This window comes from Pseudomonas fildesensis (assembly GCF_001050345.1).
GTDB lineage: Bacteria > Pseudomonadota > Gammaproteobacteria > Pseudomonadales > Pseudomonadaceae > Aquipseudomonas > Aquipseudomonas fildesensis.
The window spans coordinates 679,926-702,331 of the sequence record NZ_LFMW01000007.1; the positions used below are offsets into that span (position 1 = coordinate 679,926).

The 22,406-nt window shown below is 54.9% G+C and carries 27 protein-coding genes; all 27 read right to left on the minus strand.

What is annotated here, in order from left to right; all coding sequences use genetic code 11:
- Positions 1-2: 2 nt before the first annotated feature.
- The gene (rpmD, locus tag ACR52_RS13595; protein WP_003176408.1) at positions 3-179 is read right to left on the minus strand and encodes a 50S ribosomal protein L30; all 177 of its coding nucleotides are present in this window, start codon (positions 177-179) and stop codon (positions 3-5) included.
- 2 nt (positions 180-181) lie between these two features.
- Positions 182-682 (minus strand): 30S ribosomal protein S5, encoded by a 501-nt coding sequence (gene rpsE, locus ACR52_RS13600; protein ID WP_003186035.1) that lies wholly within the window; start codon positions 680-682, stop codon positions 182-184.
- Between the two features lie 3 nt (positions 683-685).
- Positions 686-1,036: a 50S ribosomal protein L18 gene (gene rplR, locus ACR52_RS13605; protein ID WP_003186037.1), complete on the minus strand. Its 351-nt coding sequence runs from the start codon at positions 1,034-1,036 to the stop codon at positions 686-688.
- Between the two features lie 10 nt (positions 1,037-1,046).
- Entirely contained in the window at positions 1,047-1,580 is a 534-nt protein-coding gene (gene rplF, locus ACR52_RS13610) for a 50S ribosomal protein L6 (protein ID WP_003176412.1), read from the minus strand.
- A gap of 12 nt (positions 1,581-1,592) precedes the next feature.
- Positions 1,593-1,985: a 30S ribosomal protein S8 gene (gene rpsH, locus ACR52_RS13615; RefSeq protein WP_003186040.1), complete on the minus strand. Its 393-nt coding sequence runs from the start codon at positions 1,983-1,985 to the stop codon at positions 1,593-1,595.
- A 208-nt stretch (positions 1,986-2,193) separates the two neighbouring features.
- Positions 2,194-2,499 (minus strand): 30S ribosomal protein S14, encoded by a 306-nt coding sequence (rpsN, locus tag ACR52_RS13620; RefSeq protein WP_003176414.1) that lies wholly within the window; start codon positions 2,497-2,499, stop codon positions 2,194-2,196.
- 13 nt (positions 2,500-2,512) lie between these two features.
- Positions 2,513-3,052 (minus strand): 50S ribosomal protein L5, encoded by a 540-nt coding sequence (gene rplE / locus ACR52_RS13625; RefSeq protein ID WP_003176415.1) that lies wholly within the window; start codon positions 3,050-3,052, stop codon positions 2,513-2,515.
- Positions 3,053-3,072: 20 nt separating this feature from the next.
- The gene (gene rplX / locus ACR52_RS13630; protein WP_003176416.1) at positions 3,073-3,387 is read right to left on the minus strand and encodes a 50S ribosomal protein L24; all 315 of its coding nucleotides are present in this window, start codon (positions 3,385-3,387) and stop codon (positions 3,073-3,075) included.
- Between the two features lie 11 nt (positions 3,388-3,398).
- Positions 3,399-3,767, minus strand: a complete 369-nt coding sequence (gene rplN, locus ACR52_RS13635) for a 50S ribosomal protein L14 (RefSeq protein ID WP_002555479.1) — start codon at positions 3,765-3,767, stop codon at positions 3,399-3,401.
- A gap of 23 nt (positions 3,768-3,790) precedes the next feature.
- Entirely contained in the window at positions 3,791-4,057 is a 267-nt protein-coding gene (gene rpsQ / locus ACR52_RS13640; protein ID WP_003176419.1) for a 30S ribosomal protein S17, read from the minus strand.
- A 2-nt stretch (positions 4,058-4,059) separates the two neighbouring features.
- The gene (rpmC, locus tag ACR52_RS13645) at positions 4,060-4,251 is read right to left on the minus strand and encodes a 50S ribosomal protein L29 (RefSeq protein WP_002555481.1); all 192 of its coding nucleotides are present in this window, start codon (positions 4,249-4,251) and stop codon (positions 4,060-4,062) included.
- A complete protein-coding gene (gene rplP, locus ACR52_RS13650) occupies positions 4,251-4,664 on the minus strand; it encodes a 50S ribosomal protein L16 (RefSeq protein ID WP_003210075.1) in 414 nt (137 codons plus the stop codon). Before rplP ends, rpmC begins: the two co-directional genes overlap by 1 nt.
- Before the next feature lie 12 nt (positions 4,665-4,676).
- On the minus strand, positions 4,677-5,363 hold the full coding sequence (gene rpsC, locus ACR52_RS13655) for a 30S ribosomal protein S3 (RefSeq protein WP_003176422.1): 687 nt from the start codon (positions 5,361-5,363) through the stop codon (positions 4,677-4,679).
- Between the two features lie 13 nt (positions 5,364-5,376).
- On the minus strand, positions 5,377-5,709 hold the full coding sequence (gene rplV / locus ACR52_RS13660) for a 50S ribosomal protein L22 (protein WP_003103908.1): 333 nt from the start codon (positions 5,707-5,709) through the stop codon (positions 5,377-5,379).
- Positions 5,710-5,720: 11 nt separating this feature from the next.
- Positions 5,721-5,996, minus strand: coding sequence for a 30S ribosomal protein S19 (gene rpsS / locus ACR52_RS13665; protein WP_003232420.1), 276 nt, complete (start codon positions 5,994-5,996; stop codon positions 5,721-5,723).
- A gap of 16 nt (positions 5,997-6,012) precedes the next feature.
- Positions 6,013-6,837 carry a 50S ribosomal protein L2 gene (gene rplB / locus ACR52_RS13670; RefSeq protein WP_003210080.1) on the minus strand — a complete coding sequence of 275 codons (825 nt, stop codon included), beginning with the start codon at positions 6,835-6,837 and terminating at the stop codon, positions 6,013-6,015.
- A gap of 14 nt (positions 6,838-6,851) precedes the next feature.
- On the minus strand, positions 6,852-7,151 hold the full coding sequence (gene rplW, locus ACR52_RS13675; protein WP_002555488.1) for a 50S ribosomal protein L23: 300 nt from the start codon (positions 7,149-7,151) through the stop codon (positions 6,852-6,854).
- Positions 7,148-7,750, minus strand: a complete 603-nt coding sequence (gene rplD / locus ACR52_RS13680; RefSeq protein WP_048724873.1) for a 50S ribosomal protein L4 — start codon at positions 7,748-7,750, stop codon at positions 7,148-7,150. Before rplD ends, rplW begins: the two co-directional genes overlap by 4 nt.
- 12 nt (positions 7,751-7,762) lie before the next feature.
- Complete coding sequence (rplC, locus tag ACR52_RS13685) at positions 7,763-8,398, minus strand: 50S ribosomal protein L3 (protein WP_003194649.1); 636 nt, start codon at positions 8,396-8,398, stop codon at positions 7,763-7,765.
- An 81-nt stretch (positions 8,399-8,479) separates the two neighbouring features.
- On the minus strand, positions 8,480-8,791 hold the full coding sequence (gene rpsJ / locus ACR52_RS13690) for a 30S ribosomal protein S10 (RefSeq protein ID WP_003186070.1): 312 nt from the start codon (positions 8,789-8,791) through the stop codon (positions 8,480-8,482).
- 141 nt (positions 8,792-8,932) lie between these two features.
- Complete coding sequence (tuf, locus tag ACR52_RS13695; protein WP_048724879.1) at positions 8,933-10,126, minus strand: elongation factor Tu; 1,194 nt, start codon at positions 10,124-10,126, stop codon at positions 8,933-8,935.
- Positions 10,127-10,156: 30 nt separating this feature from the next.
- Positions 10,157-12,262, minus strand: a complete 2,106-nt coding sequence (gene fusA, locus ACR52_RS13700) for an elongation factor G (protein ID WP_048724881.1) — start codon at positions 12,260-12,262, stop codon at positions 10,157-10,159.
- A 30-nt stretch (positions 12,263-12,292) separates the two neighbouring features.
- Positions 12,293-12,763 (minus strand): 30S ribosomal protein S7, encoded by a 471-nt coding sequence (gene rpsG, locus ACR52_RS13705; RefSeq protein ID WP_002555493.1) that lies wholly within the window; start codon positions 12,761-12,763, stop codon positions 12,293-12,295.
- Between the two features lie 118 nt (positions 12,764-12,881).
- Positions 12,882-13,253: a 30S ribosomal protein S12 gene (gene rpsL, locus ACR52_RS13710; RefSeq protein WP_002555494.1), complete on the minus strand. Its 372-nt coding sequence runs from the start codon at positions 13,251-13,253 to the stop codon at positions 12,882-12,884.
- A gap of 216 nt (positions 13,254-13,469) precedes the next feature.
- Complete coding sequence (gene rpoC, locus ACR52_RS13715; RefSeq protein ID WP_048724885.1) at positions 13,470-17,669, minus strand: DNA-directed RNA polymerase subunit beta'; 4,200 nt, start codon at positions 17,667-17,669, stop codon at positions 13,470-13,472.
- Positions 17,670-17,733: 64 nt separating this feature from the next.
- On the minus strand, positions 17,734-21,807 hold the full coding sequence (gene rpoB, locus ACR52_RS13720) for a DNA-directed RNA polymerase subunit beta (protein ID WP_048724888.1): 4,074 nt from the start codon (positions 21,805-21,807) through the stop codon (positions 17,734-17,736).
- A gap of 219 nt (positions 21,808-22,026) precedes the next feature.
- Positions 22,027-22,392 (minus strand): 50S ribosomal protein L7/L12, encoded by a 366-nt coding sequence (gene rplL, locus ACR52_RS13725; protein ID WP_048724891.1) that lies wholly within the window; start codon positions 22,390-22,392, stop codon positions 22,027-22,029.
- Positions 22,393-22,406: the final 14 nt, after the last annotated feature.

Sequence of the window (22,406 nt, forward strand, 5' to 3'; positions counted from 1 at the left end):
GATTAACCCTCGACTCGCAGCATGTAGTAAGCCTTGTTGATCATCCCGCGATTCTCGGGAGTATCCTGGACTTCTACAGTGTGACCGATGCGACGCAGCCCCAGACCCTTAACGCACAATTTGTGGTTAGGGATGCGGCCGGTCATGCTTTTGATCAGCGTTACTTTAACGGTAGCCATGATCAGAAGATCTCCTTGACGCTTTTACCACGCTTGGCGGCAATGGATTCAGGAGACTGCATTGCTTTCAAACCTTTGAACGTAGCGTGAACCACGTTTACTGGGTTAGTCGAGCCGTAGCACTTGGCCAGAACGTTCTGAACGCCAGCAACTTCGAGGACAGCACGCATAGCGCCGCCAGCGATGATACCGGTACCTTCAGAGGCAGGCTGCATGTACACCTTAGAAGCGCCATGAGCGGACTTCATTGCGTACTGCAGAGTGGTGCCGTTCAGATCAACTTGGATCATGTTGCGACGAGCAGCTTCCATTGCCTTCTGGATCGCAGCAGGCACTTCACGTGACTTGCCACGGCCGAAGCCAACACGCCCTTTACCATCACCCACCACGGTCAACGCGGTGAAAGTGAAGATACGGCCGCCTTTAACGGTTTTGGCTACGCGGTTAACTTGAACCAGCTTCTCAATGTAGCCTTCGTCGCGCTTTTGGTCGTTATTTGACATAACTTAGAACTCCAGCCCAGCTTCACGAGCAGCATCAGCCAGCGCCTTGACGCGACCGTGGTACTTGAAGCCAGAGCGGTCGAAAGCCACCTGCGAGACGCCAGCGGCTTTTGCACGCGTAGCGACCAGCTGGCCAACCTTAGTGGCCGCGTCGATGTTGCCAGTGGCACCATCACGCAGTTCTTTATCCAAAGTCGAGGCGCTTGCCAGGACTTTGTTGCCGTCGGCCGAGATGACCTGGGCGTAGATGTGCTGCGACGAGCGGAACACGCAGAGACGCACGACTTCGAGTTCGTGCATTTTCAGGCGTGCTTTGCGAGCGCGACGCAGTCGAGTAACTTTTTTGTCGGTCATTTGCTATGCCCTACTTCTTCTTGGCTTCTTTACGACGGACGACTTCGTCCGCGTAGCGCACACCTTTGCCTTTGTACGGCTCTGGTGGACGGAAGTCGCGGATCTCAGCGGCCACCTGACCTACCAGCTGCTTATCAATACCCTTGATCAGGATATCGGTCTGGCTAGGGGTCTCAGCGGTGATGCCTTCCGGCAGTTCGTAATCCACTGGGTGCGAGAAGCCAAGGGCCAGGTTCAAAACCGTGCCTTTTGCTTGCGCTTTGTAACCAACACCGACCAGCTGGAGCTTGCGCTCGAAGCCTTGGCTTACGCCTTGGACCATGTTGTTTACCAACGCACGAGTGGTACCGGCCATTGCGCGAGTTTGTTGATCGCCATTGCGAGCAGCGAAACGCAGCTCACCAGCTTCTTCAACGATCTCAACGGACGAATGGATGTTCAGTTCGAGAGTGCCCTTGGCACCCTTCACCGAAAGCTGTTGGCCTGCGAATTTTACTTCGACACCGGCTGGCAGCTTAACGGGGTTCTTAGCGACGCGTGACATGCTTATCCCCCCTTAGAACACAGTGCAAAGAACTTCGCCGCCGACACCGGCAGCGCGCGCAGCACGATCCGTCATCACACCTTTGTTGGTGGAGACGATAGACACACCGAGACCGCCACGAACTTTTGGCAGATCATCGACGGACTTGTACTGACGCAGGCCTGGACGGCTAACGCGCTTCACTTCCTCGATGACCGGACGGCCTTCGAAGTACTTCAGCTCGATGGACAGCAGTGGTTTGATTTCGCTGCTGATCTGATAACCCGCAATGTAGCCTTCGTCTTTCAGGACTTTGGCAACAGCAACCTTCAACGTGGAAGATGGCATGCTTACGACGGACTTTTCAGCCATCTGGGCATTACGGATACGAGTTAGCATGTCCGCTAACGGGTCCTGCATACTCATGGGCTAGACGCTCCTAATACAAAAAAATTAGCCTTGCGGCTACATATGTCACCGAGAATCTCCGAGCATAAAACACACGGGCTCAGGCGAGCCGCGTATTTTAGACACACTACGGAAATGAAACAAGCCCCAAAAGGGGCTTGTTCCAGATTCAAGGTCACCGGCGGTCAGTATCTTGCGAAACCTACCACCTGGACTTTGAAAGTACTTACCAGCTGGCTTTAACCAGACCTGGTACGTCACCACGCATTGCCGCTTCACGCAGTTTGTTACGGCCGAGGCCGAACTTGCGGTAAACGCCGTGTGGACGACCGGTCAGGCGGCAGCGGTTACGCATGCGCGAAGCGCTTGCGTCACGTGGCTGCTTCTGCAGAGCAACTGTCGCTTCCCAACGTGCTTCTGGACTTGCGTTCAGATCAACGATGATTGCTTTCAGTGCTGCACGCTTCTTGGCGTACTTGGCAACCGTGAGCTGACGCTTCAGCTCGCGGTTTTTCATGCTCATCTTGGCCATGGTCCTACTCCAATCAGTTGCGGAACGGGAATTTGAAAGCACGCAACAGGGCGCGACCTTCATCATCGTTCTTGGCAGTGGTGGTCAGGGTGATGTCCAGACCGCGGAGAGCATCGATCTTGTCGTAGTCGATTTCCGGGAAGATGATCTGCTCTTTCACGCCCATGCTGTAGTTACCACGACCATCGAAGGACTTGGCATTCAGGCCGCGGAAGTCGCGAACCCGAGGCAGGGAGATCGACAGCAGACGATCCAGGAATTCATACATACGCTCACGGCGCAGGGTCACTTTGACGCCGATCGGCCAACCTTCACGGACTTTAAAGCCAGCGATGGATTTCCGAGCGTAAGTCACAACGACTTTTTGACCGGTGATCTTTTCCAGGTCAGCAACAGCGTGCTCGATGACTTTTTTGTCGCCGACCGCTTCGCCCAGACCCATGTTCAGGGTGATTTTGGTAACGCGTGGAACTTCCATCACGTTCGAAAGCTTAAGTTCTTCCTTAAGCTTCGGTGCGATTTCTTTCCAATAAATCTCTTTTAGTCGTGCCATGGTCTTCTACCTAGCAGTGTTCAAGCATCAACCGCTTTTTGGGTCGACTTGAAGACACGAATTTTCTTGCCATCTTCTACTTTGAAACCAACGCGGTCAGCCTTGTTGGTTTCGCCGTTGAAAATGGCGACGTTAGAAGCGTCCAGCGGAGCTTCTTTTTCGACGATACCGCCTTGTACGCCCGACATAGGGTTAGGCTTGGTATGACGCTTAACCAGGTTCAGACCACCAATAACCAGACGGTTATTAGCGAGAACCTTAAGCACCTTACCGCGCTTACCTTTGTCTTTGCCGGCGATCACGATGATCTCGTCGTCACGACGAATCTTTTGCATGTCGGATCTCCTTACAGCACTTCTGGGGCGAGCGAGACGATCTTCATGAACTTCTCAGTACGAAGTTCACGGGTCACTGGCCCAAAGATACGGGTGCCGATCGGCTCTTGCTTGTTGTTCAGAAGAACAGCAGCGTTGCCATCAAAGCGGATAATGGAGCCATCTGCACGGCGTACGCCGTGACGGGTGCGGACTACAACAGCAGTCATCACTTGGCCTTTTTTCACCTTACCGCGAGGAATTGCTTCCTTCACGGTAACTTTGATGATGTCACCGATACCAGCGTAACGACGATGGGAGCCACCCAGCACCTTGATGCACATAACGCGGCGAGCGCCGCTGTTATCGGCCACATCGAGCATGGATTGAGTCTGAATCATATAATTTCTCCGACCCCTAGTCCTTAGACTTCCACAGCGCGTTCGAGAACATCAACCAGTGCCCAAGACTTAGTCTTGGCCAGCGGACGAGTTTCACGAATAGTGACCTTGTCGCCGATATGGCACTGATTGGTTTCGTCGTGCGCGTGCAGCTTAGTCGAACGCTTAACATATTTACCGTAGATCGGGTGCTTAACGCGGCGCTCGATCAAAACGGTGATGGTTTTGTCCATCTTGTCGCTGACAACACGGCCAGTCAGCGTACGGACAGTCTTTTCGGCTTCAGCCATGATCACTTACCTGCCTGCTGGTTGAGCACAGTCTTCACGCGAGCGATGTCACGCTTAACTTGCGAGAGCAGATGAGACTGCCCCAACTGGCCAGTTGCTTTCTGCATACGCAGATTGAACTGGTCGCGCAGCAAGCCGAGCAGTTGCTCGTTCAGCTGCTGTGCGGATTTTTCACGAAGTTCATTCGCTTTCATCACATCACCGTCCGTTTAACAAAGGAGGTGGCGAGCGGCAGCTTTGCAGCAGCCAGGGCGAAAGCCTCACGCGCCAGCTCTTCAGTAACACCCTCGATTTCATACAGGACTTTGCCTGGCTGAATCTGGGCAACCCAATATTCCACGTTACCCTTACCTTTACCCATACGAACTTCGAGGGGCTTTTTGGAGATAGGCTTGTCCGGGAATACACGGATCCAGATCTTGCCGCCACGTTTAACGTGACGGGTCAGTGCACGACGCGCTGACTCGATCTGACGAGCGGTGAGACGACCACGAGCTACAGACTTCAGCGCATACTCGCCGAAGCTGACTTTGCTACCGCGCTGAGCCAGACCACGGTTGTGGCCTGTCATCTGCTTGCGGAACTTCGTACGCTTTGGTTGCAACATTTGGCGTACCCCTTACTTAGCAGCTTTTTTACGAGGCGCTGGTGCTTGTGGTTTCAGTTCTTCTTGGCGACCACCAATTACTTCGCCTTTGAAGATCCAAACCTTTACACCGATCACACCGTAAGTGGTGTGAGCTTCGTAGTTGGCATAGTCGATGTCGGCACGCAGGGTGTGCAGTGGCACACGACCTTCGCGATACCATTCAGTACGTGCGATTTCAGCACCGCCGAGACGACCGCTCACTTGGATTTTGATGCCTTTGGCACCAATGCGCATGGCGTTCTGCACGGCGCGCTTCATAGCGCGACGGAACATTACACGACGCTCCAGCTGCTGAGCTACGCTCTGCGCAACCAGCATACCGTCGAGTTCCGGCTTGCGGATCTCTTCGATATTGATGTGCACAGGCACACCCATTTGCTTGGTCAGGTCCTGACGCAGTTTCTCAACATCTTCACCTTTCTTCCCGATAACGATACCTGGACGAGCGGTGTGGATGGTGATACGTGCAGTTTGTGCCGGACGATGGATATCGATACGGCTTACGGACGCGCTTTTTAGTTTGTCTTGGAGATACTCACGCACCTTCAGATCAGCGAACAAATAGTCCGCATAAGTCCGACCGTCTGCGTACCAGACGGAGGTGTGCTCCTTGACGATTCCCAGGCGAATGCCAATGGGATGTACTTTCTGACCCATCTCTTCGACTCCGTTACTTGTCAGCAACCTTGACAGTGATATGGCAAGACCGCTTGACGATGCGATCAGCACGGCCTTTGGCACGCGGCATGATGCGCTTCAGCGAACGCCCTTCGTTGACGAAAACGGTGCTGACCTTCAGGTCATCAACGTCTGCGCCTTCGTTATGCTCGGCGTTGGCTACGGCCGACTCCAGCACTTTCTTCATGATCTCGGCGGCTTTCTTACTGCTGAAAGCCAACAGGTTGAGCGCTTCGCCCACCTTCTTCCCGCGGATCTGGTCGGCGACCAAGCGGGCTTTCTGGGCGGAGATTCGAGCGCCCGACAACTTAGCGGCTACTTCCATTTCCTAACCCCTTAACGCTTGGCTTTCTTGTCTGCCACGTGCCCACGATATGTGCGGGTACCGGCAAACTCGCCTAGTTTGTGGCCGACCATGTCTTCGTTCACGAGAACTGGGACGTGAAGGCGACCGTTGTGTACTGCGATGGTCAAACCGACCATTTGTGGCAGGATCATCGAACGACGCGACCAGGTTTTCACCGGTTTGCGATCATTCTTTTCCGCCGCCACTTCGATCTTCTTCAGTAGGTGAAGATCAATAAAAGGACCTTTTTTCAGAGAACGTGGCACTGTCGTATCCCTCTATTTACTTGCGACGACGGACGATCATTTTGTCGGTACGCTTATTACCACGAGTCTTCGCGCCCTTAGTCGGGAAGCCCCATGGCGATACCGGATGACGACCACCAGAGGTACGACCTTCACCACCACCGTGTGGGTGGTCAACCGGGTTCATGGCAACACCACGAACGGTTGGGCGAACGCCACGCCAGCGTTTGGCACCAGCTTTACCCAGCGAACGCAGGCTGTGCTCGGAGTTCGAGACTTCGCCCAGGGTCGCACGGCATTCAGCCAGCACTTTACGCATCTCACCAGAACGCAGACGCAGGGTCACGTAGACACCTTCACGAGCGATCAGCTGAGCCGAAGCACCAGCGGAACGAGCGATTTGCGCGCCTTTACCTGGCTTCAATTCGATGCCGTGTACGGTGCTACCAACTGGAATGTTACGCAGTTGCAGAGCGTTGCCCGGCTTGATCGGCGCCAAAGCACCTGCGATCAGCTGGTCGCCAGCGCTCACGCCTTTAGGGGCGATGATGTAGCGACGCTCGCCATCTGCGTACAGCAGCAGAGCAATGTGAGCAGTACGGTTTGGATCGTATTCGATACGCTCAACAGTGGCAGCGATGCCATCTTTGTCGTTGCGACGGAAATCGACCAGACGATAATGCTGCTTATGGCCACCACCGATGTGACGAGTGGTAATACGACCATTGTTGTTACGACCACCAGTCTTCGATTTCTTCTCGAGCAGCGGTGCGTGAGGAGCGCCTTTATGCAGCTCCTGGTTGACCACCTTGACCACAAAACGGCGGCCAGGGGAAGTCGGTTTGCATTTAACGATTGCCATGATGCACCCCTTCCTTACTCAGCACTGCTGCTGAAATCGAGATCTTGGCCTGGCTGAAGGGAGATAACCGCCTTCTTCCAGTCATTACGCTTGCCCAGACCGCGAGCAGTGCGCTTGCTCTTACCCAGAACATTCAGGGTAGTAACACGCTCTACTTTCACGCTGAACAGGCTTTCGACGGCCTTCTTGATTTCCAGCTTGGTTGCGTCAGTTGCAACCTTGAAAACGAACTGGCCTTTCTTGTCAGCCAGAACCGTAGCCTTTTCGGAAACGTGCGGGCCAAGCAGAACTTTAAATACGCGTTCCTGGTTCATCCCAGCAGCTCCTCGAATTTCTTCACGGCCGACACGGTGATCAACACCTTGTCGTATGCGATCAGACTAACTGGATCGGAACCTTGCACATCACGTACATCAACGTGTGGCAGGTTGCGAGCAGCCAGGTACAGGTTCTGATCAACAGCTTCAGACACGATCAGGACGTCAGTCAGGCCCATGTCGTTCAGCTTGTTCAACAGATCTTTGGTTTTCGGTGCTTCAACAGCGAAGTCCTGAACCACGACCAGACGATCAGTACGCACGAGTTCAGCAAGGATGGAGCGCAAAGCTGCGCGATACATCTTCTTGTTGAGCTTCTGAGTGTGATCCTGTGGACGAGCTGCGAAAGTGGTACCGCCGCCACGCCAGATTGGGCTACGGATAGTACCGGCACGAGCGCGGCCAGTACCTTTCTGACGCCAAGGGCGCTTACCGCCACCACGAACGTCGGAACGGGTCTTTTGCTGCTTGCTACCTTGACGGCCGCCGGCCATGTAGGCCACGACTGCTTGGTGAACCAGCGTCTCGTTGAATTCGCCGCCAAATGTCAGTTCGGAAACTTCGATCGCTTGAGCGTCATTTACATTTAATTGCATGTCAGCTTCCCCTTAACCGCGAGCCTTGGCCGCTGGACGTACAACCAGGTTGCCGCCAGTAGCGCCAGGAACAGCACCCTTGACCAACAACAGATTGCGTTCAGCGTCGACGCGCACTACTTCGAGGGACTGCACGGTCACGCGCTCAGCGCCCATATGACCGGACATTTTTTTGCCCTTGAATACACGACCAGGAGTCTGGCACTGGCCAATAGAGCCCGGGACGCGGTGGGAAACGGAGTTACCGTGAGTGTTGTCTTGACCACGGAAATTCCAACGCTTGATCGTACCCTGGAAGCCTTTACCCTTGGACTGACCGGTTACATCAACCAGTTGACCAGCGGCGAAGATTTCAGCGTTGATCAGATCGCCAGCCTGGTAGTCGCCATCTTCAAGACGGAACTCCATAACAGTGCGACCAGCTGCAACGTTTGCTTTAGCGAAGTGACCTGCTTGAGCAGCAGTCACGCGCGAAGCACGACGCTCGCCGACAGTGACTTGCACTGCACGATAGCCATCGGTCTCTTCAGTTTTGAACTGGGTGACGCGATTCGGTTCGATCTCAATGACCGTGACCGGAATGGAGACACCTTCTTCGGTGAAAATACGGGTCATACCGCATTTACGACCGACTACACCAATAGTCATGTTGTAAACCTCATGAGTGTACGGGGCTTTCACCCGCTATGGCCGCCCATTTCAGAGCGTTACACGACTAAGACCCAAGTCTTAGCCGAGGCTGATCTGTACTTCCACACCGGCCGCCAGATCAAGCTTCATAAGTGCATCAACGGTTTTATCCGTTGGCTGGACGATGTCCAGAACGCGCTTATGAGTACGGATCTCGTACTGGTCACGCGCGTCTTTGTTGACGTGCGGGGAGACCAGAACGGTGAACCGTTCTTTACGGGTAGGCAGTGGAATTGGACCACGCACTTGTGCACCAGTACGTTTCGCGGTTTCCACGATTTCCTGGGTGGATTGGTCGATCAGGCGATGGTCAAAAGCCTTCAACCTGATACGGATTTGCTGATTTTGCATTGGATTTCAGACTCCGGCTGCTATTCCCACCGGGCGCACTGCGCCCGTTAAAAGGAGGCGCAATTCTATAGACGCCCAAGATAGGTGTCAACCCAATAAAAAAGCCCCCGCTAAGCGGGGGCTTTTTCAAGTCATCACTTATTAAGCGATGATTTTGGCTACGACGCCAGCGCCGACGGTACGACCGCCTTCACGAATAGCGAAACGCAGACCATCTTCCATTGCGATGGTTTTGATCAGGGTGACAACCATTTTGATGTTGTCGCCCGGCATTACCATTTCAACGCCTTCCGGCAGTTCGCAGTTACCGGTCACGTCAGTGGTCCGGAAGTAGAACTGTGGACGGTAGCCTTTGAAGAACGGAGTGTGACGACCGCCTTCTTCTTTGCTCAACACGTACACTTCAGCTTCGAAGGTAGTGTGTGGCTTAACCGAGCCTGGCTTAACCAGAACCTGGCCACGCTCAACGTCGTCACGCTTAGTACCACGCAGCAGAACGCCGCAGTTCTCGCCAGCACGACCTTCGTCGAGCAGCTTACGGAACATTTCAACACCGGTGCAGGTGGTGACAGTAGTGTCACGCAGACCAACGATTTCCAGTGGATCTTGAACCTTAACGATACCGCGCTCGATACGGCCAGTCACAACAGTACCGCGACCGGAGATCGAGAATACGTCTTCGATTGGCATCAGGAACGGCTTGTCGATAACACGAACTGGATCTGGGATGTAGCTATCCAGAGTCTCAACCAGTTTACGAACGGACGTGGTGCCCATTTCGTTGTCGTCTTTGCCTTCCAGAGCCATACGAGCAGAACCGATGATGATCGGGGTGTCGTCGCCTGGGAAGTCGTAAGTGCTCAGCAGATCGCGCACTTCCATCTCAACCAGTTCCAGCAGCTCAGCGTCGTCTACCAGGTCAGCCTTGTTCAGGTAAACCACGATGTACGGAACGCCAACCTGGCGGGACAGCAGGATGTGCTCACGGGTTTGTGGCATCGGACCATCAGCGGCCGAGCAAACCAGGATCGCGCCGTCCATCTGGGCAGCACCGGTGATCATGTTCTTCACATAGTCAGCGTGACCTGGGCAGTCAACGTGAGCGTAGTGACGGATCAACGAGTTGTATTCAACGTGCGCGGTGTTGATGGTGATACCACGAGCTTTTTCTTCTGGTGCGCTGTCGATTTTATCGAAATCAACGATTGCGGAACCGAAAATTTCGGAGCAAACGCGAGTCAGAGCAGCAGTCAGAGTGGTTTTACCGTGGTCAACGTGACCGATAGTGCCAACGTTGACGTGCGGTAGGGAACGATCAAATTTTTCTTTAGCCACGACAATTAACTCCTTGCCTAAAGGACTGAATCAGCCTTGTTTTTTGGATACAGTTTCAGCGATGTGCGCCGGAGCTGTGTTGTATTTTTTGAATTCCATGGAGTAGCTTGCGCGACCCTGAGACATGGAGCGAACGTCGGTCGCATAACCGAACATCTCACCCAACGGAACCTCGGCGCGAATCACTTTGCCGGAAACCGTGTCTTCCATACCCAAGATCATGCCGCGACGACGGTTAAGGTCGCCCATGACATCACCCATATAGTCTTCAGGTGTAACAACCTCTACCGCCATGATTGGCTCAAGCAACTCACCACCGCCCTTCTGGGCCAGCTGCTTGGTTGCCATGGAGGCAGCCACCTTAAACGCCATCTCGTTGGAGTCGACGTCGTGGTAAGAACCGTCAAAAACGGTTGCTTTCAGGCCGATCAGCGGATAGCCGGCAACAACACCGTTCTTCATCTGCTCTTCGATACCCTTCTGGATAGCAGGGATATATTCCTTAGGAACAACACCACCTACTACTTCGTTCACGAATTGCAAACCTTCCTGACCTTCGTCAGCAGGAGCAAAACGGATCCAGCAGTGGCCGAACTGACCACGACCGCCGGACTGACGAACGAACTTGCCTTCGATTTCACAGTTCTTCGTGATGCGCTCACGATAGGAAACCTGAGGCTTACCGATGTTGGCTTCGACGTTGAACTCACGACGCATCCGGTCAACCAGGATGTCCAGGTGCAACTCGCCCATGCCGGAGATGATCGTTTGACCAGTCTCTTCATCAGTCTTGACGCGGAAAGATGGATCTTCCTGAGCAAGTTTGCCCAGAGCGATACCCATTTTTTCCTGGTCATCCTTGGTCTTAGGCTCTACGGCAACCGAAATAACCGGCTCCGGGAAGTCCATACGAACCAGGATGATTGGCTTGTCAGCGTTGCACAAAGTTTCACCAGTGGTGACGTCCTTCATGCCGATCAAGGCCGCGATGTCACCAGCGCGCACTTCCTTGATCTCTTCGCGGGCGTTTGCGTGCATTTGCACCATACGACCCACGCGCTCTTTCTTGCCTTTAACCGAGTTGATTACGCCGTCGCCGGAGTTCAACACGCCCGAGTAAACGCGGACGAAGGTCAAGGTACCCACGAATGGGTCAGTGGCAATTTTAAATGCCAGAGCGGAGAACGGTTCTGCGTCGTCAGCATGACGCTCGAGCTCGATAGTCTCGTCATCCGGGTCAGTACCCTTGATGGCAGGAATATCAACAGGAGCAGGCAGGTAGTCGATCACAGCATCGAGAACCAGGGGAACGCCCTTGTTCTTGAACGAGGAACCGCAAACAGCCAAGACGATTTCGCCAGCGATAGTACGCTGACGCAGAGCGGCCTTGATCTCCACGTTGGTGAGTTCTTCACCTTCGAGGTACTTGTTCATCAGTTCTTCGTTGGCTTCAGCCGCAGCTTCAACCATGTTGTTGCGCCACTCGTCAGCCAATTCCTGCAGCTCAGCAGGGATAGCTTCGCGACGAGGAACCATACCTTTGTCAGCATCGTTCCAGTACACAGCTTCCATGGTCACCAGATCGATCTGGCCTTGGAAGTTGTCTTCGGAACCGATAGCCAACTGGATTGGCACCGGAGTGTGACCCAGGCGCTGCTTGATCTGACCGATCACGCGCAGGAAGTTGGCACCAGCACGGTCCATCTTGTTTACGTAAACAAGACGTGGAACGCCGTATTTGTTGGCTTGACGCCATACGGTTTCCGACTGAGGCTCAACGCCCGAGGTACCGCAAAACACAACGACAGCGCCGTCGAGTACGCGCAGGGAACGCTCAACTTCAATGGTGAAGTCTACGTGGCCCGGAGTATCGATTACGTTGAAGCGGTGCTCATCCTTGTACTGTTTCTCGGAACCTTTCCAGAAGGCGGTAATAGCAGCAGAAGTAATGGTAATACCACGCTCCTGCTCCTGAACCATCCAGTCTGTGGTCGCGGCGCCGTCATGCACCTCGCCCATCTTGTGACTTTTGCCGGTGTAAAAAAGGACGCGCTCGGTGGTGGTGGTTTTACCAGCATCCACGTGAGCGACGATACCGATGTTACGGTAGCGACTAATCGGAGTAGTACGAGCCATAAAGCCCTCGCAAAATTAGTGAAGCTAGAATTAGAAGCGGTAGTGCGAGAAAGCTTTGTTAGCTTCAGCCATACGGTGCACGTCTTCACGCTTCTTAACAGCAGCACCTTTACCTTCAGCAGCGTCCAACAGTTCGCCAGCCAAACGCAGAGCCATAGACTTCTCGCCGCGCTTACGGGCGAAGTCTACCAACCAGCGCATTGCCAGGGCGTTACGACGGGACGGACGAACTTCGACCGGAACCTGGTAAGTAGCACCGCCTACACGGCGCGACTTCACTTCGACCAGCGGAGCGATGGCGTCGAGAGCTTTCTCGAAGATTTCCAGGGGGTCGCTGTTCTTGCGTTCTTTAACCTTTTCCAGCGCGCCATAAACGATACGTTCGGCAACGGCTTTCTTGCCGCTTTCCATTACGTGGTTCATGAACTTGGCCAGAATTTGGCTTCCGTATTTTGGATCGTCAAGCACTTCGCGCTTGGCTGCTACGCGTCTTCTTGGCATGGATAAGCCCTCAAACGGTCTTCAGGTTCGCTCGGAATCGGTGCCCTTTCGGGACGCCTCCGACCTTACTCTTATCGACTCAGAAAATAAGATGATTCAGTTTTACAAAAAGCCGCTACTACTTAGGCTTCTTGGTACCGTACTTCGAACGACCCTGGTTACGACCTTTAACGCCGGAAGTATCCAAGGAGCCGCGTACGGTGTGGTAACGAACACCTGGCAAGTCTTTTACACGACCGCCGCGGATCAGTACCACGCTGTGCTCTTGCAGGTTGTGACCTTCACCACCGATGTACGAGGAAACCTCGAAACCGTTGGTCAGGCGCACACGGCATACTTTACGCAGTGCCGAGTTAGGTTTTTTCGGCGTAGTGGTATACACGCGAGTGCATACGCCACGACGTTGCGGGCAGTTCTGCAGCGCAGGTACGTCGGATTTCTCGACGATACGCTTACGCGGCTGACGTACCAGCTGGTTGATAGTTGCCATCTACTAGCTCCACTGTTGTCTTGCGACGCTATTGTCTTGCAAGAAAAGCAAAATGGCAGGAACGAATTCCCGCCAAATTTAGGGGTACAAGAGTCTAAAGAGGATCTTGTCCCCAGTCAAGGCAAGGCCCCGACCTTCCCGCTCATCGAACCGGGGCAAAATTGCCTCGATCCGACGAATGGGACTGCCAGGGCCCAGACTTAATTATCGCAGAACTCAGTTACCGCTTGAGTTCAGCGCTTCGGTCAGTGCAGCTTCCACTTCACTGGCGCTTACGCGCAGCGGCTTGTCAGCTTCACGGCGGCGCTTACGCTCGCTGTGGTAAGCCAAACCGGTACCCGCCGGGATCAAACGACCCACGACCACGTTCTCTTTAAGGCCGCGCAGGTAATCGCGCTTGCCGGTTACCGCTGCTTCGGTCAGTACACGAGTGGTCTCCTGGAAGGAGGCCGCCGAGATGAACGACTCAGTGGACAACGACGCCTTGGTAATACCCAGCAGTACACGAGTGAACTTGGAAACGAATTTCTCGTCGCCAGCCAGACGCTCGTTCTCTACCAGTACGTGAGTCAGTTCCATCTGGTCGCCCTTGATGAAACTGGAGTCGCCGGATTCAGCGATTTCAACTTTACGCAGCATCTGACGCAGGATGGTCTCGATGTGCTTATCGTTGATCTTCACGCCTTGCAGGCGGTAAACGTCCTGGATCTCGTTAACGATGTACTTGGCCAGCGCACTTACACCCAACAGACGCAGGATGTCGTGTGGATCGCTTGGGCCGTCGGAGATAACTTCGCCGCGGTTTACCTGTTCGCCTTCGAACACGTTCAGGTGACGCCACTTCGGAATCAGCTCTTCGTACAGATCGCTACCGTCGTTCGGGGTAATGACCAGACGGCGCTTGCCTTTGGTCTCTTTACCGAACGCGATAGTGCCGCTGACTTCAGCCAGAATCGACGCTTCTTTCGGACGACGAGCTTCGAACAAGTCGGCAACACGCGGCAAACCACCGGTAATGTCACGGGTCTTCGAAGTTTCTTGCGGGATACGCGCGATAACATCACCGATCGCGATCTTCGCACCATCCGCCACACCGACCAGGGCGTTAGCTGGCAGGAAGTACTGAGCGATTACGTCAGTGCCTGGCAGCAACAGATCCTTGCCGTTGTCATCGACCATCTTCACGGCAGGACGGATGTCTTTACCGGCAGCTGGACGATCTTTCGCGTCGAGGACTTCAATGTTGGTCATACCGGTCAATTCGTCAGTCTGACGCTTGATCGTGATGCCTTCTTCCATGCCCACGTAGGTCACGGTACCTTTCATTTCGGTAACGATTGGGTGAGTGTGCGGATCCCACTTGGCCACGATTGCGCCAGCGTCGACCTTGTCACCCTCTTTAACCGAAATCACAGCACCGTACGGCAGCTTGTAACGCTCACGCTCACGACCGTAGTCATCAGCGATTGCCAGCTCACCCGAACGGGATACAGCAACCAGGCAACCATCCACCCGCTCAACGTGCTTCAGGTTATGCAGACGGACAGTACCGCCATTCTTCACCTGAACGCTGTCAGCTGCGGAGGTCCGGCTTGCCGCACCACCGATGTGGAACGTACGCATGGTCAGCTGGGTACCCGGCTCACCGATGGACTGGGCAGCGATAACGCCGACCGCTTCACCGATGTTCACCTGGTGACCACGAGCCAAGTCACGGCCGTAGCACTTGGCGCAAATACCGTAGCGGGTTTCGCAGCTGATCGGCGAGCGAACGATCACTTCGTCGATGCTGTTGAGTTCGATGAACTCGACCCACTTCTCGTCAACCAGGGTGCCGGCAGGAACGATAATTTCCTCGGTACCTGGCTTGAATACGTCACGGGCAATAACACGACCCAATACGCGCTCACCCAGCGGTTCTACTACGTCACCGCCTTCAATGTGCGGAGTCATCAGCAGGCCGTGCTCGGTACCGCAATCGATCTCGGTTACAACCAGATCTTGTGCGACGTCTACCAGACGACGAGTCAGGTAACCGGAGTTAGCGGTTTTCAACGCGGTATCCGCCAGACCTTTACGAGCACCGTGAGTAGAGATGAAGTACTGAAGTACGCTCAAACCTTCACGGAAGTTCGCTGTAATTGGCGTTTCAATGATGGAGCCGTCCGGCTTGGCCATCAGGCCACGCATACCGGCGAGCTGACGGATCTGCGCAGCAGAACCCCGTGCGCCCGAGTCGGCCATCATGTACATCGAGTTGAAGGACTCTTGGTCAACTTCGTCGCCGTGACGGTCGATGACTTTCTCTTTCGAGAGGTTGGCCATCATCGCCTTGGAAACTTCGTCGTTGGCCTTGGACCAAAGGTCGATCACTTTGTTGTACTTCTCGCCCTGGGTTACCAGGCCGGAGGCGTACTGACTTTCGATCTCTTTCACTTCGTCAGTAGCAGCACTGATGATGCGAGCTTTTTCATCCGGGATAACGAAGTCGTTAACACCGATGGAAACGCCGGAGATGGTCGAATAAGCGAAGCCGGTGTACATCAACTGGTCAGCGAAGATCACGGTCTCTTTCAAACCAACCACGCGGTAGCACTGGTTGATCAGCTTGGAGATCGCCTTTTTCTTCATTGGCAGGTTGACGACGTCGTACGACAGACCTTTTGGCACAACTTGATACAGCAGCGCACGGCCAACAGTGGTATCGACGATACGAGTGCCGCTCACGCTGCCGCCGTCACGGTCGTTGACGGTTTCGTTGATCCGCACTTTGACCTTGGCGTGCAGTGCGGCTTCGCCGGCACGGAACACACGGTCAACTTCCTGCAGATCCGCGAACACACGACCTTCGCCCTTGGCGTTGATCGCTTCACGAGTCATGTAGTACAGACCCAATACAACGTCCTGCGACGGAACGATGATTGGCTCACCGTTGGCTGGCGACAGAATGTTGTTGGTCGACATCATCAACGCACGCGCTTCCAACTGGGCTTCCAGTGTCAGCGGTACGTGCACGGCCATTTGGTCGCCGTCGAAGTCGGCGTTGTACGCAGCACAGACCAGAGGGTGCAGCTGGATAGCCTTACCTTCGATCAGTACCGGTTCAAACGCCTGGATACCCAGACGGTGAAGGGTCGGTGCACGGTTGAGGAGAACCGGGTGTTCGCGAATCACTTCGGCGAGAACGTCCCAAACCTCTGGCAGTTCGCGCTCGACCATTTTCTTGGCCGCTTTGATGGTGGTCGCGAGACCGCGCATTTCCAGCTTGCCAAAAATGAACGGTTTAAACAGCTCGAGAGCCATTTTCTTCGGCAGACCGCACTGGTGAAGACGCAGGGTCGGGCCTACGGTAATTACCGAACGACCGGAGTAGTCAACACGCTTACCGAGCAAGTTCTGACGGAAACGACCTTGCTTACCCTTGATCATGTCAGCCAAGGATTTCAGAGGACGCTTGTTCGAACCGGTGATAGCGCGACCACGACGACCGTTGTCGAGCAAGGCATCGACCGCTTCCTGCAACATACGCTTTTCGTTGCGCACGATGATGTCCGGAGCGGACAGATCAAGCAGGCGCTTCAAGCGGTTGTTACGGTTGATCACGCGGCGGTACAGGTCGTTGAGGTCGGAGGTCGCGAAACGACCACCATCCAACGGTACCAGCGGACGCAGGTCTGGCGGCAGAACCGGCAGAACGGTCAGCACCATCCACTCTGGCAAGTTGCCGGAACCCTGGAAGGCCTCCATCAACTTCAGACGCTTGGACAGCTTCTTGATCTTGGTTTCGGAGTTGGTTTGCGGAATCTCTTCACGCAGACGACCAATCTCGTGCTCCAGGTCGATAGCGTGCAGCAGTTCGCGGACAGCTTCGGCACCCATGCGGGCATCGAAATCGTCGCCAAACTCTTCCAGCGCTTCGAAATACTGCTCGTCGTTCAGCAACTGACCTTTTTCAAGGGTGGTCATGCCTGGATCGATAACGACATAGCTCTCGAAGTAGAGAACGCGTTCGATATCACGCAGGGTCATGTCCATCAGCAAGCCGATACGGGACGGCAGTGATTTCAGGAACCAGATGTGGGCAACCGGCGAAGCCAGTTCGATGTGCGCCATGCGCTCACGACGAACCTTGGCCAATGCAACTTCAACGCCGCACTTCTCGCAGATCACACCACGGTGCTTCAAGCGCTTGTACTTACCGCACAGGCACTCGTAATCCTTTACCGGGCCAAAGATCTTGGCGCAGAACAGGCCGTCACGTTCTGGTTTGAACGTACGGTAGTTAATGGTTTCCGGTTTTTTAACTTCACCGAACGACCACGAACGGATCATCTCAGGCGATGCCAATCCAATACGGATGGCGTCGAACTCTTCGACTTGACCCTGGTTTTTCAGCAAATTCAGTAGGTCTTTCAAGGCCTTTCCTCCTGGCGGAGCAGAGAGCGGGCTAAACAGCCCCGCTCTCGATTCGCGTCACGTGTTATTCGGTTTCCAGATCGATATCGATGCCGAGGGAACGAATTTCTTTGATCAACACGTTGAAGGACTCGGGCATGCCCGGCTCCATACGGTGATCGCCGTCCACGATGTTTTTGTACATCTTGGTCCGACCGTTCACATCGTCCGACTTCACTGTGAGCATTTCTTGCAGAGTGTAAGCAGCACCGTATGCTTCCAGTGCCCAGACCTCCATCTCCCCGAAACGCTGACCACCGAACTGAGCCTTACCACCCAGCGGCTGCTGGGTAACCAGGCTGTACGAACCGGTAGAACGAGCGTGCATCTTGTCGTCTACCAAGTGGTTCAGCTTCAGCATGTACATGTAGCCAACAGTAACCGGGCGCTCAAACTTGTTGCCGGTACGGCCGTCGAACAGCTGCATCTGGCCGCTTTCTGGCAGATCTGCCAGTTTCAGCATGGCCTTGATTTCGCTTTCCTTGGCACCGTCGAATACCGGGGTAGCCATTGGAACGCCGCCGCGCAGGTTCTTCGCCAGATCCAGGATTTCCTGGTCGGAGAAGGTATCCAGCTCTTCCTTACGACCGCCGATCTCGTTGTAGATCTCGTGCAGGAACTTGCGCAGGTCAGCAACCTTGCGCTGCTCTTCGATCATACGGTTGATCTTCTCGCCCAGACCTTTGGCTGCAAGGCCCAGGTGAGTTTCGAGGATCTGACCAACGTTCATACGCGAAGGTACGCCCAACGGGTTGAGGACGACGTCGACCGGGGTGCCATTGGCATCGTGCGGCATGTCTTCAACCGGCATGATCACGGAGACCACACCTTTGTTACCGTGACGACCGGCCATCTTGTCGCCCGGCTGGATGCGGCGACGGATTGCCAGGTAAACCTTGACGATTTTCAGCACGCCTGGAGCCAGGTCATCGCCCTGCTGCAGTTTGCGCTTCTTGTCTTCGAACTTGTCGTCCAGCAGACGGCGGCGATCAACGATGTAGGCCTGGGCCTTCTCGAGCTGCTCGTTCAGAGCATCTTCAGCCATGCGCAGCTTGAACCACTGACCATGCTCAAGACCGTCGAGTACTTCGTCGGTGATGTCCTGACCCTTCTTCAGACCTGCGCCGCCTTCAGCCTTACGGCCTACCAGGGCGGAACGCAGACGTTCGAAGGTCGCGCCTTCAACGATACGGAACTCTTCGTTCAGGTCCTTGCGGATCTCGTCGAGTTGAGTCTTCTCGATGGACAGTGCGCGAGCATCACGCTCAACGCCGTCACGAGTGAAGACCTGTACGTCGATGACAGTGCCCTTGGTACCGGTAGGCACACGCAGGGAGGTGTCTTTAACGTCGCTGGCTTTTTCACCGAAGATGGCACGCAGCAGCTTCTCTTCCGGGGTCAGCTGGGTCTCGCCTTTCGGAGTGACCTTACCGACCAGGATGTCGCCTGCGCCAACTTCAGCACCTACGTAAACGATACCGGCTTCGTCCAGCTTGTTCAGTGCAGCTTCACCCACGTTCGGGATGTCTGCAGTGATTTCTTCTGGCCCAAGCTTCGTGTCACGTGCCACACAGGTCAGTTCCTGAATGTGGATCGTGGTGAAACGATCTTCCTGAACCACACGTTCGGACAGGCAGATGGAGTCTTCGAAGTTGTAACCGTTCCAGGCCATGAACGCGATGCGCATGTTCTGACCCAGTGCCAGCTCACCCATATCGGTGGACGGGCCGTCGGCCATGATGTCGCTACGCTGAACGCGATCACCTTTACGTACCAGCGGACGCTGGTTGATGCAGGTGTTCTGGTTCGAACGGGTGTATTTGGTCAGGTTGTAGATGTCGACACCGGCTTCGCCAGTTTCAACTTCGTCATCGGCAACACGAACCACGATACGGCTGGCATCAACGGAATCGATCACGCCGCCACGACGAGCCACGACGCAAACGCCGGAGTCACGGGCTACGTTACGCTCCATGCCAGTACCTACCAGCGGCTTGTCAGCGCGCAGGGTGGGTACAGCTTGACGCTGCATGTTGGAACCCATCAACGCACGGTTGGCGTCATCGTGCTCCAGGAACGGGATCAGCGACGCGGCAACCGAAACTACCTGCTTCGGCGAAACGTCCATCAAGGTGACGTCTTCCGGCGCCTTGACGGTGAACTCGTTCAAGTGACGAACAGCTACCAGCTCGTCGATCAGCATTTTCTTGTCGTTCATCGTGGCCGAAGCCTGAGCGATCACGTGATCAGCTTCTTCGATGGCGGACAGGAACACGATCTCGTCGGTGACCAGAGCGTCTTTCACCACACGGTACGGGCTCTCAAGGAAACCGTACTGGTTGGTGCGCGCATAGGCAGCCAGGGAGTTGATCAGGCCGATGTTCGGACCTTCCGGCGTTTCGATCGGGCATACACGACCATAGTGAGTCGGGTGTACGTCACGAACTTCAAAGCCTGCACGCTCACGGGTCAGACCGCCCGGGCCCAGTGCGGAAACACGGCGCTTGTGGGTGATCTCGGAGAGCGGGTTGTTCTGGTCCATGAACTGCGAGAGCTGGCTGGAACCGAAGAACTCTTTCACCGCCGCAGCCACTGGCTTGGCGTTGATCAGGTCTTGCGGCATCAAGCCTTCGCTTTCAGCCATCGACAGTCGCTCTTTGACCGCACGCTCAACACGCACCAGGCCAACACGGAACTGGTTCTCGGCCATTTCGCCTACACAGCGAACACGTCGGTTACCCAGGTGGTCGATGTCGTCGACGATGCCTTTACCGTTACGGATGTCGACCAGAGTCTTCAGCACCGCGACGATGTCTTCCTTGCACAGCACACCAGAACCTTCGATTTCGGTGCGACCGATACGACGGTTGAACTTCATCCGGCCGACCGCAGACAGGTCATAGCGCTCTGGGCTGAAGAACAGGTTGTTGAACAGGGTTTCGGCAGCGTCTTTGGTTGGTGGCTCGCCAGGACGCATCATGCGATAGATCTCGACCAGCGCTTCCAATTGGTTGCTGGTGGAGTCGATCTTCAGAGTGTCGGAGACGAACGGACCGCAGTCGATATCGTTGGTGTACAGGGTCTCGATGCGAACGACCTGAGCCTTGGCGATTTTTGCCAGTATCTCGGTGTTCAGCTCGGTGTTGCACTCAGCCAGGATCTCGCCGGTAGCCGGGTGAACGATGACCTTGGCGGTCGTGCGGCCCAAGACGTAGTCCAGAGGCACGTCCAGCGACTTGAGACCGGCTTTTTCGATCTGGTTGATGTGGCGCGCAGTAATACGGCGGCCGGCTTCAACAATGACCTTGCCCTTCTCGTCCTGAATGTCCAGAACAGCAATTTCACCACGCAGACGCGAAGCAATCAGCTCCAGGCGGAGGGTTTCATCCTTCAGGCTGAATACGTTGGTGGTGTAGAAAGCATCCAGCACTTGCTCAGTGGTGTAACCGAGCGCGCGCAGCAGTACCGATGCCGGCAGCTTGCGACGACGGTCGATACGCACGAACACGCAGTCTTTCGGGTCGAACTCGAAGTCCAACCACGAACCACGGTACGGAATGATCCGCGCGGAGTACAAGAGTTTGCCGGAGCTGTGCGTCTTACCGCGGTCGTGGTCGAAGAACACGCCCGGGGAACGGTGCAGCTGGGAAACGATAACACGCTCGGTACCGTTGATAACGAAGGTACCGTTCTCAGTCATCAGGGGGATTTCACCCATGTAGACTTCTTGCTCTTTGATGTCCTTGATCGCTTTGTTCGACGACTCTTTGTCGAAAATGATCAGACGGACTTTTACCCGCAAAGGTACGGCGTACGTAACACCGCGCAACACGCATTCTTTGACATCAAATGCCGGTTCGCCCAGGCGATAACCGACGTACTCCAGCGCAGCATTGCCGGAGTAGCTGATGATCGGGAAAACGGATTTGAAGGCCGCATGCAGGCCCACGTCGCGGAACTGATCTTTGGTCGCTCCCGCCTGCAAGAATTCACGATACGAATCCAGCTGGATAGCCAGAAGGTACGGGACATCCATGACGTCCGGCAACTTGCTAAAGTCCTTGCGGATACGTTTTTTCTCAGTATATGAGTAAGCCATCAGCGTTCCCCAGCTTGGTCACCTGCTTGTTTGGCCCCTCCGACGGGAGCAGCCAGAAAATCTCGCAAACCCCATGGTTTGCACCACCGCTTCGGGTGGCTACAGCACGTTAATGGCGGCGACCGAGTCGACAGCCAAGAACGGAAAAAGGCCGGTGGCAAGAGCCACCAGCCATCAGCCTTCAGCTTAACGCTTGGGCTGGAAACGCAAGGTCGATGCTTACTTCAGCTCGACTTTAGCGCCTGCTTCTTCCAGAGCAACTTTGGCTTTGTCAGCTGCGTCTTTCGATACAGCTTCCAGAACCATGCCTGGAGCAGCGTCAACTACAGCCTTGGCTTCTTTCAGGCCCAGACCGGTCAGTTCACGAACTGCCTTGATCACGTTTACTTTCTTCTCGCCGGTTTCCAACAGCATAACGTTGAATTCGGTTTGCTCTTCAGCAACAGCAGCTACAGCGGCTGGGCCAGCGGAAGCAGCGGCAGCGGAAACGCCGAATTTTTCTTCGAAAGCTTTGATCAGCTCAACAACCTGCAGAACCGACATTTCAGCTACGGCGTTGAGGATATCGTCTTGGGAGATAGACATTGCTGTAATTCCTG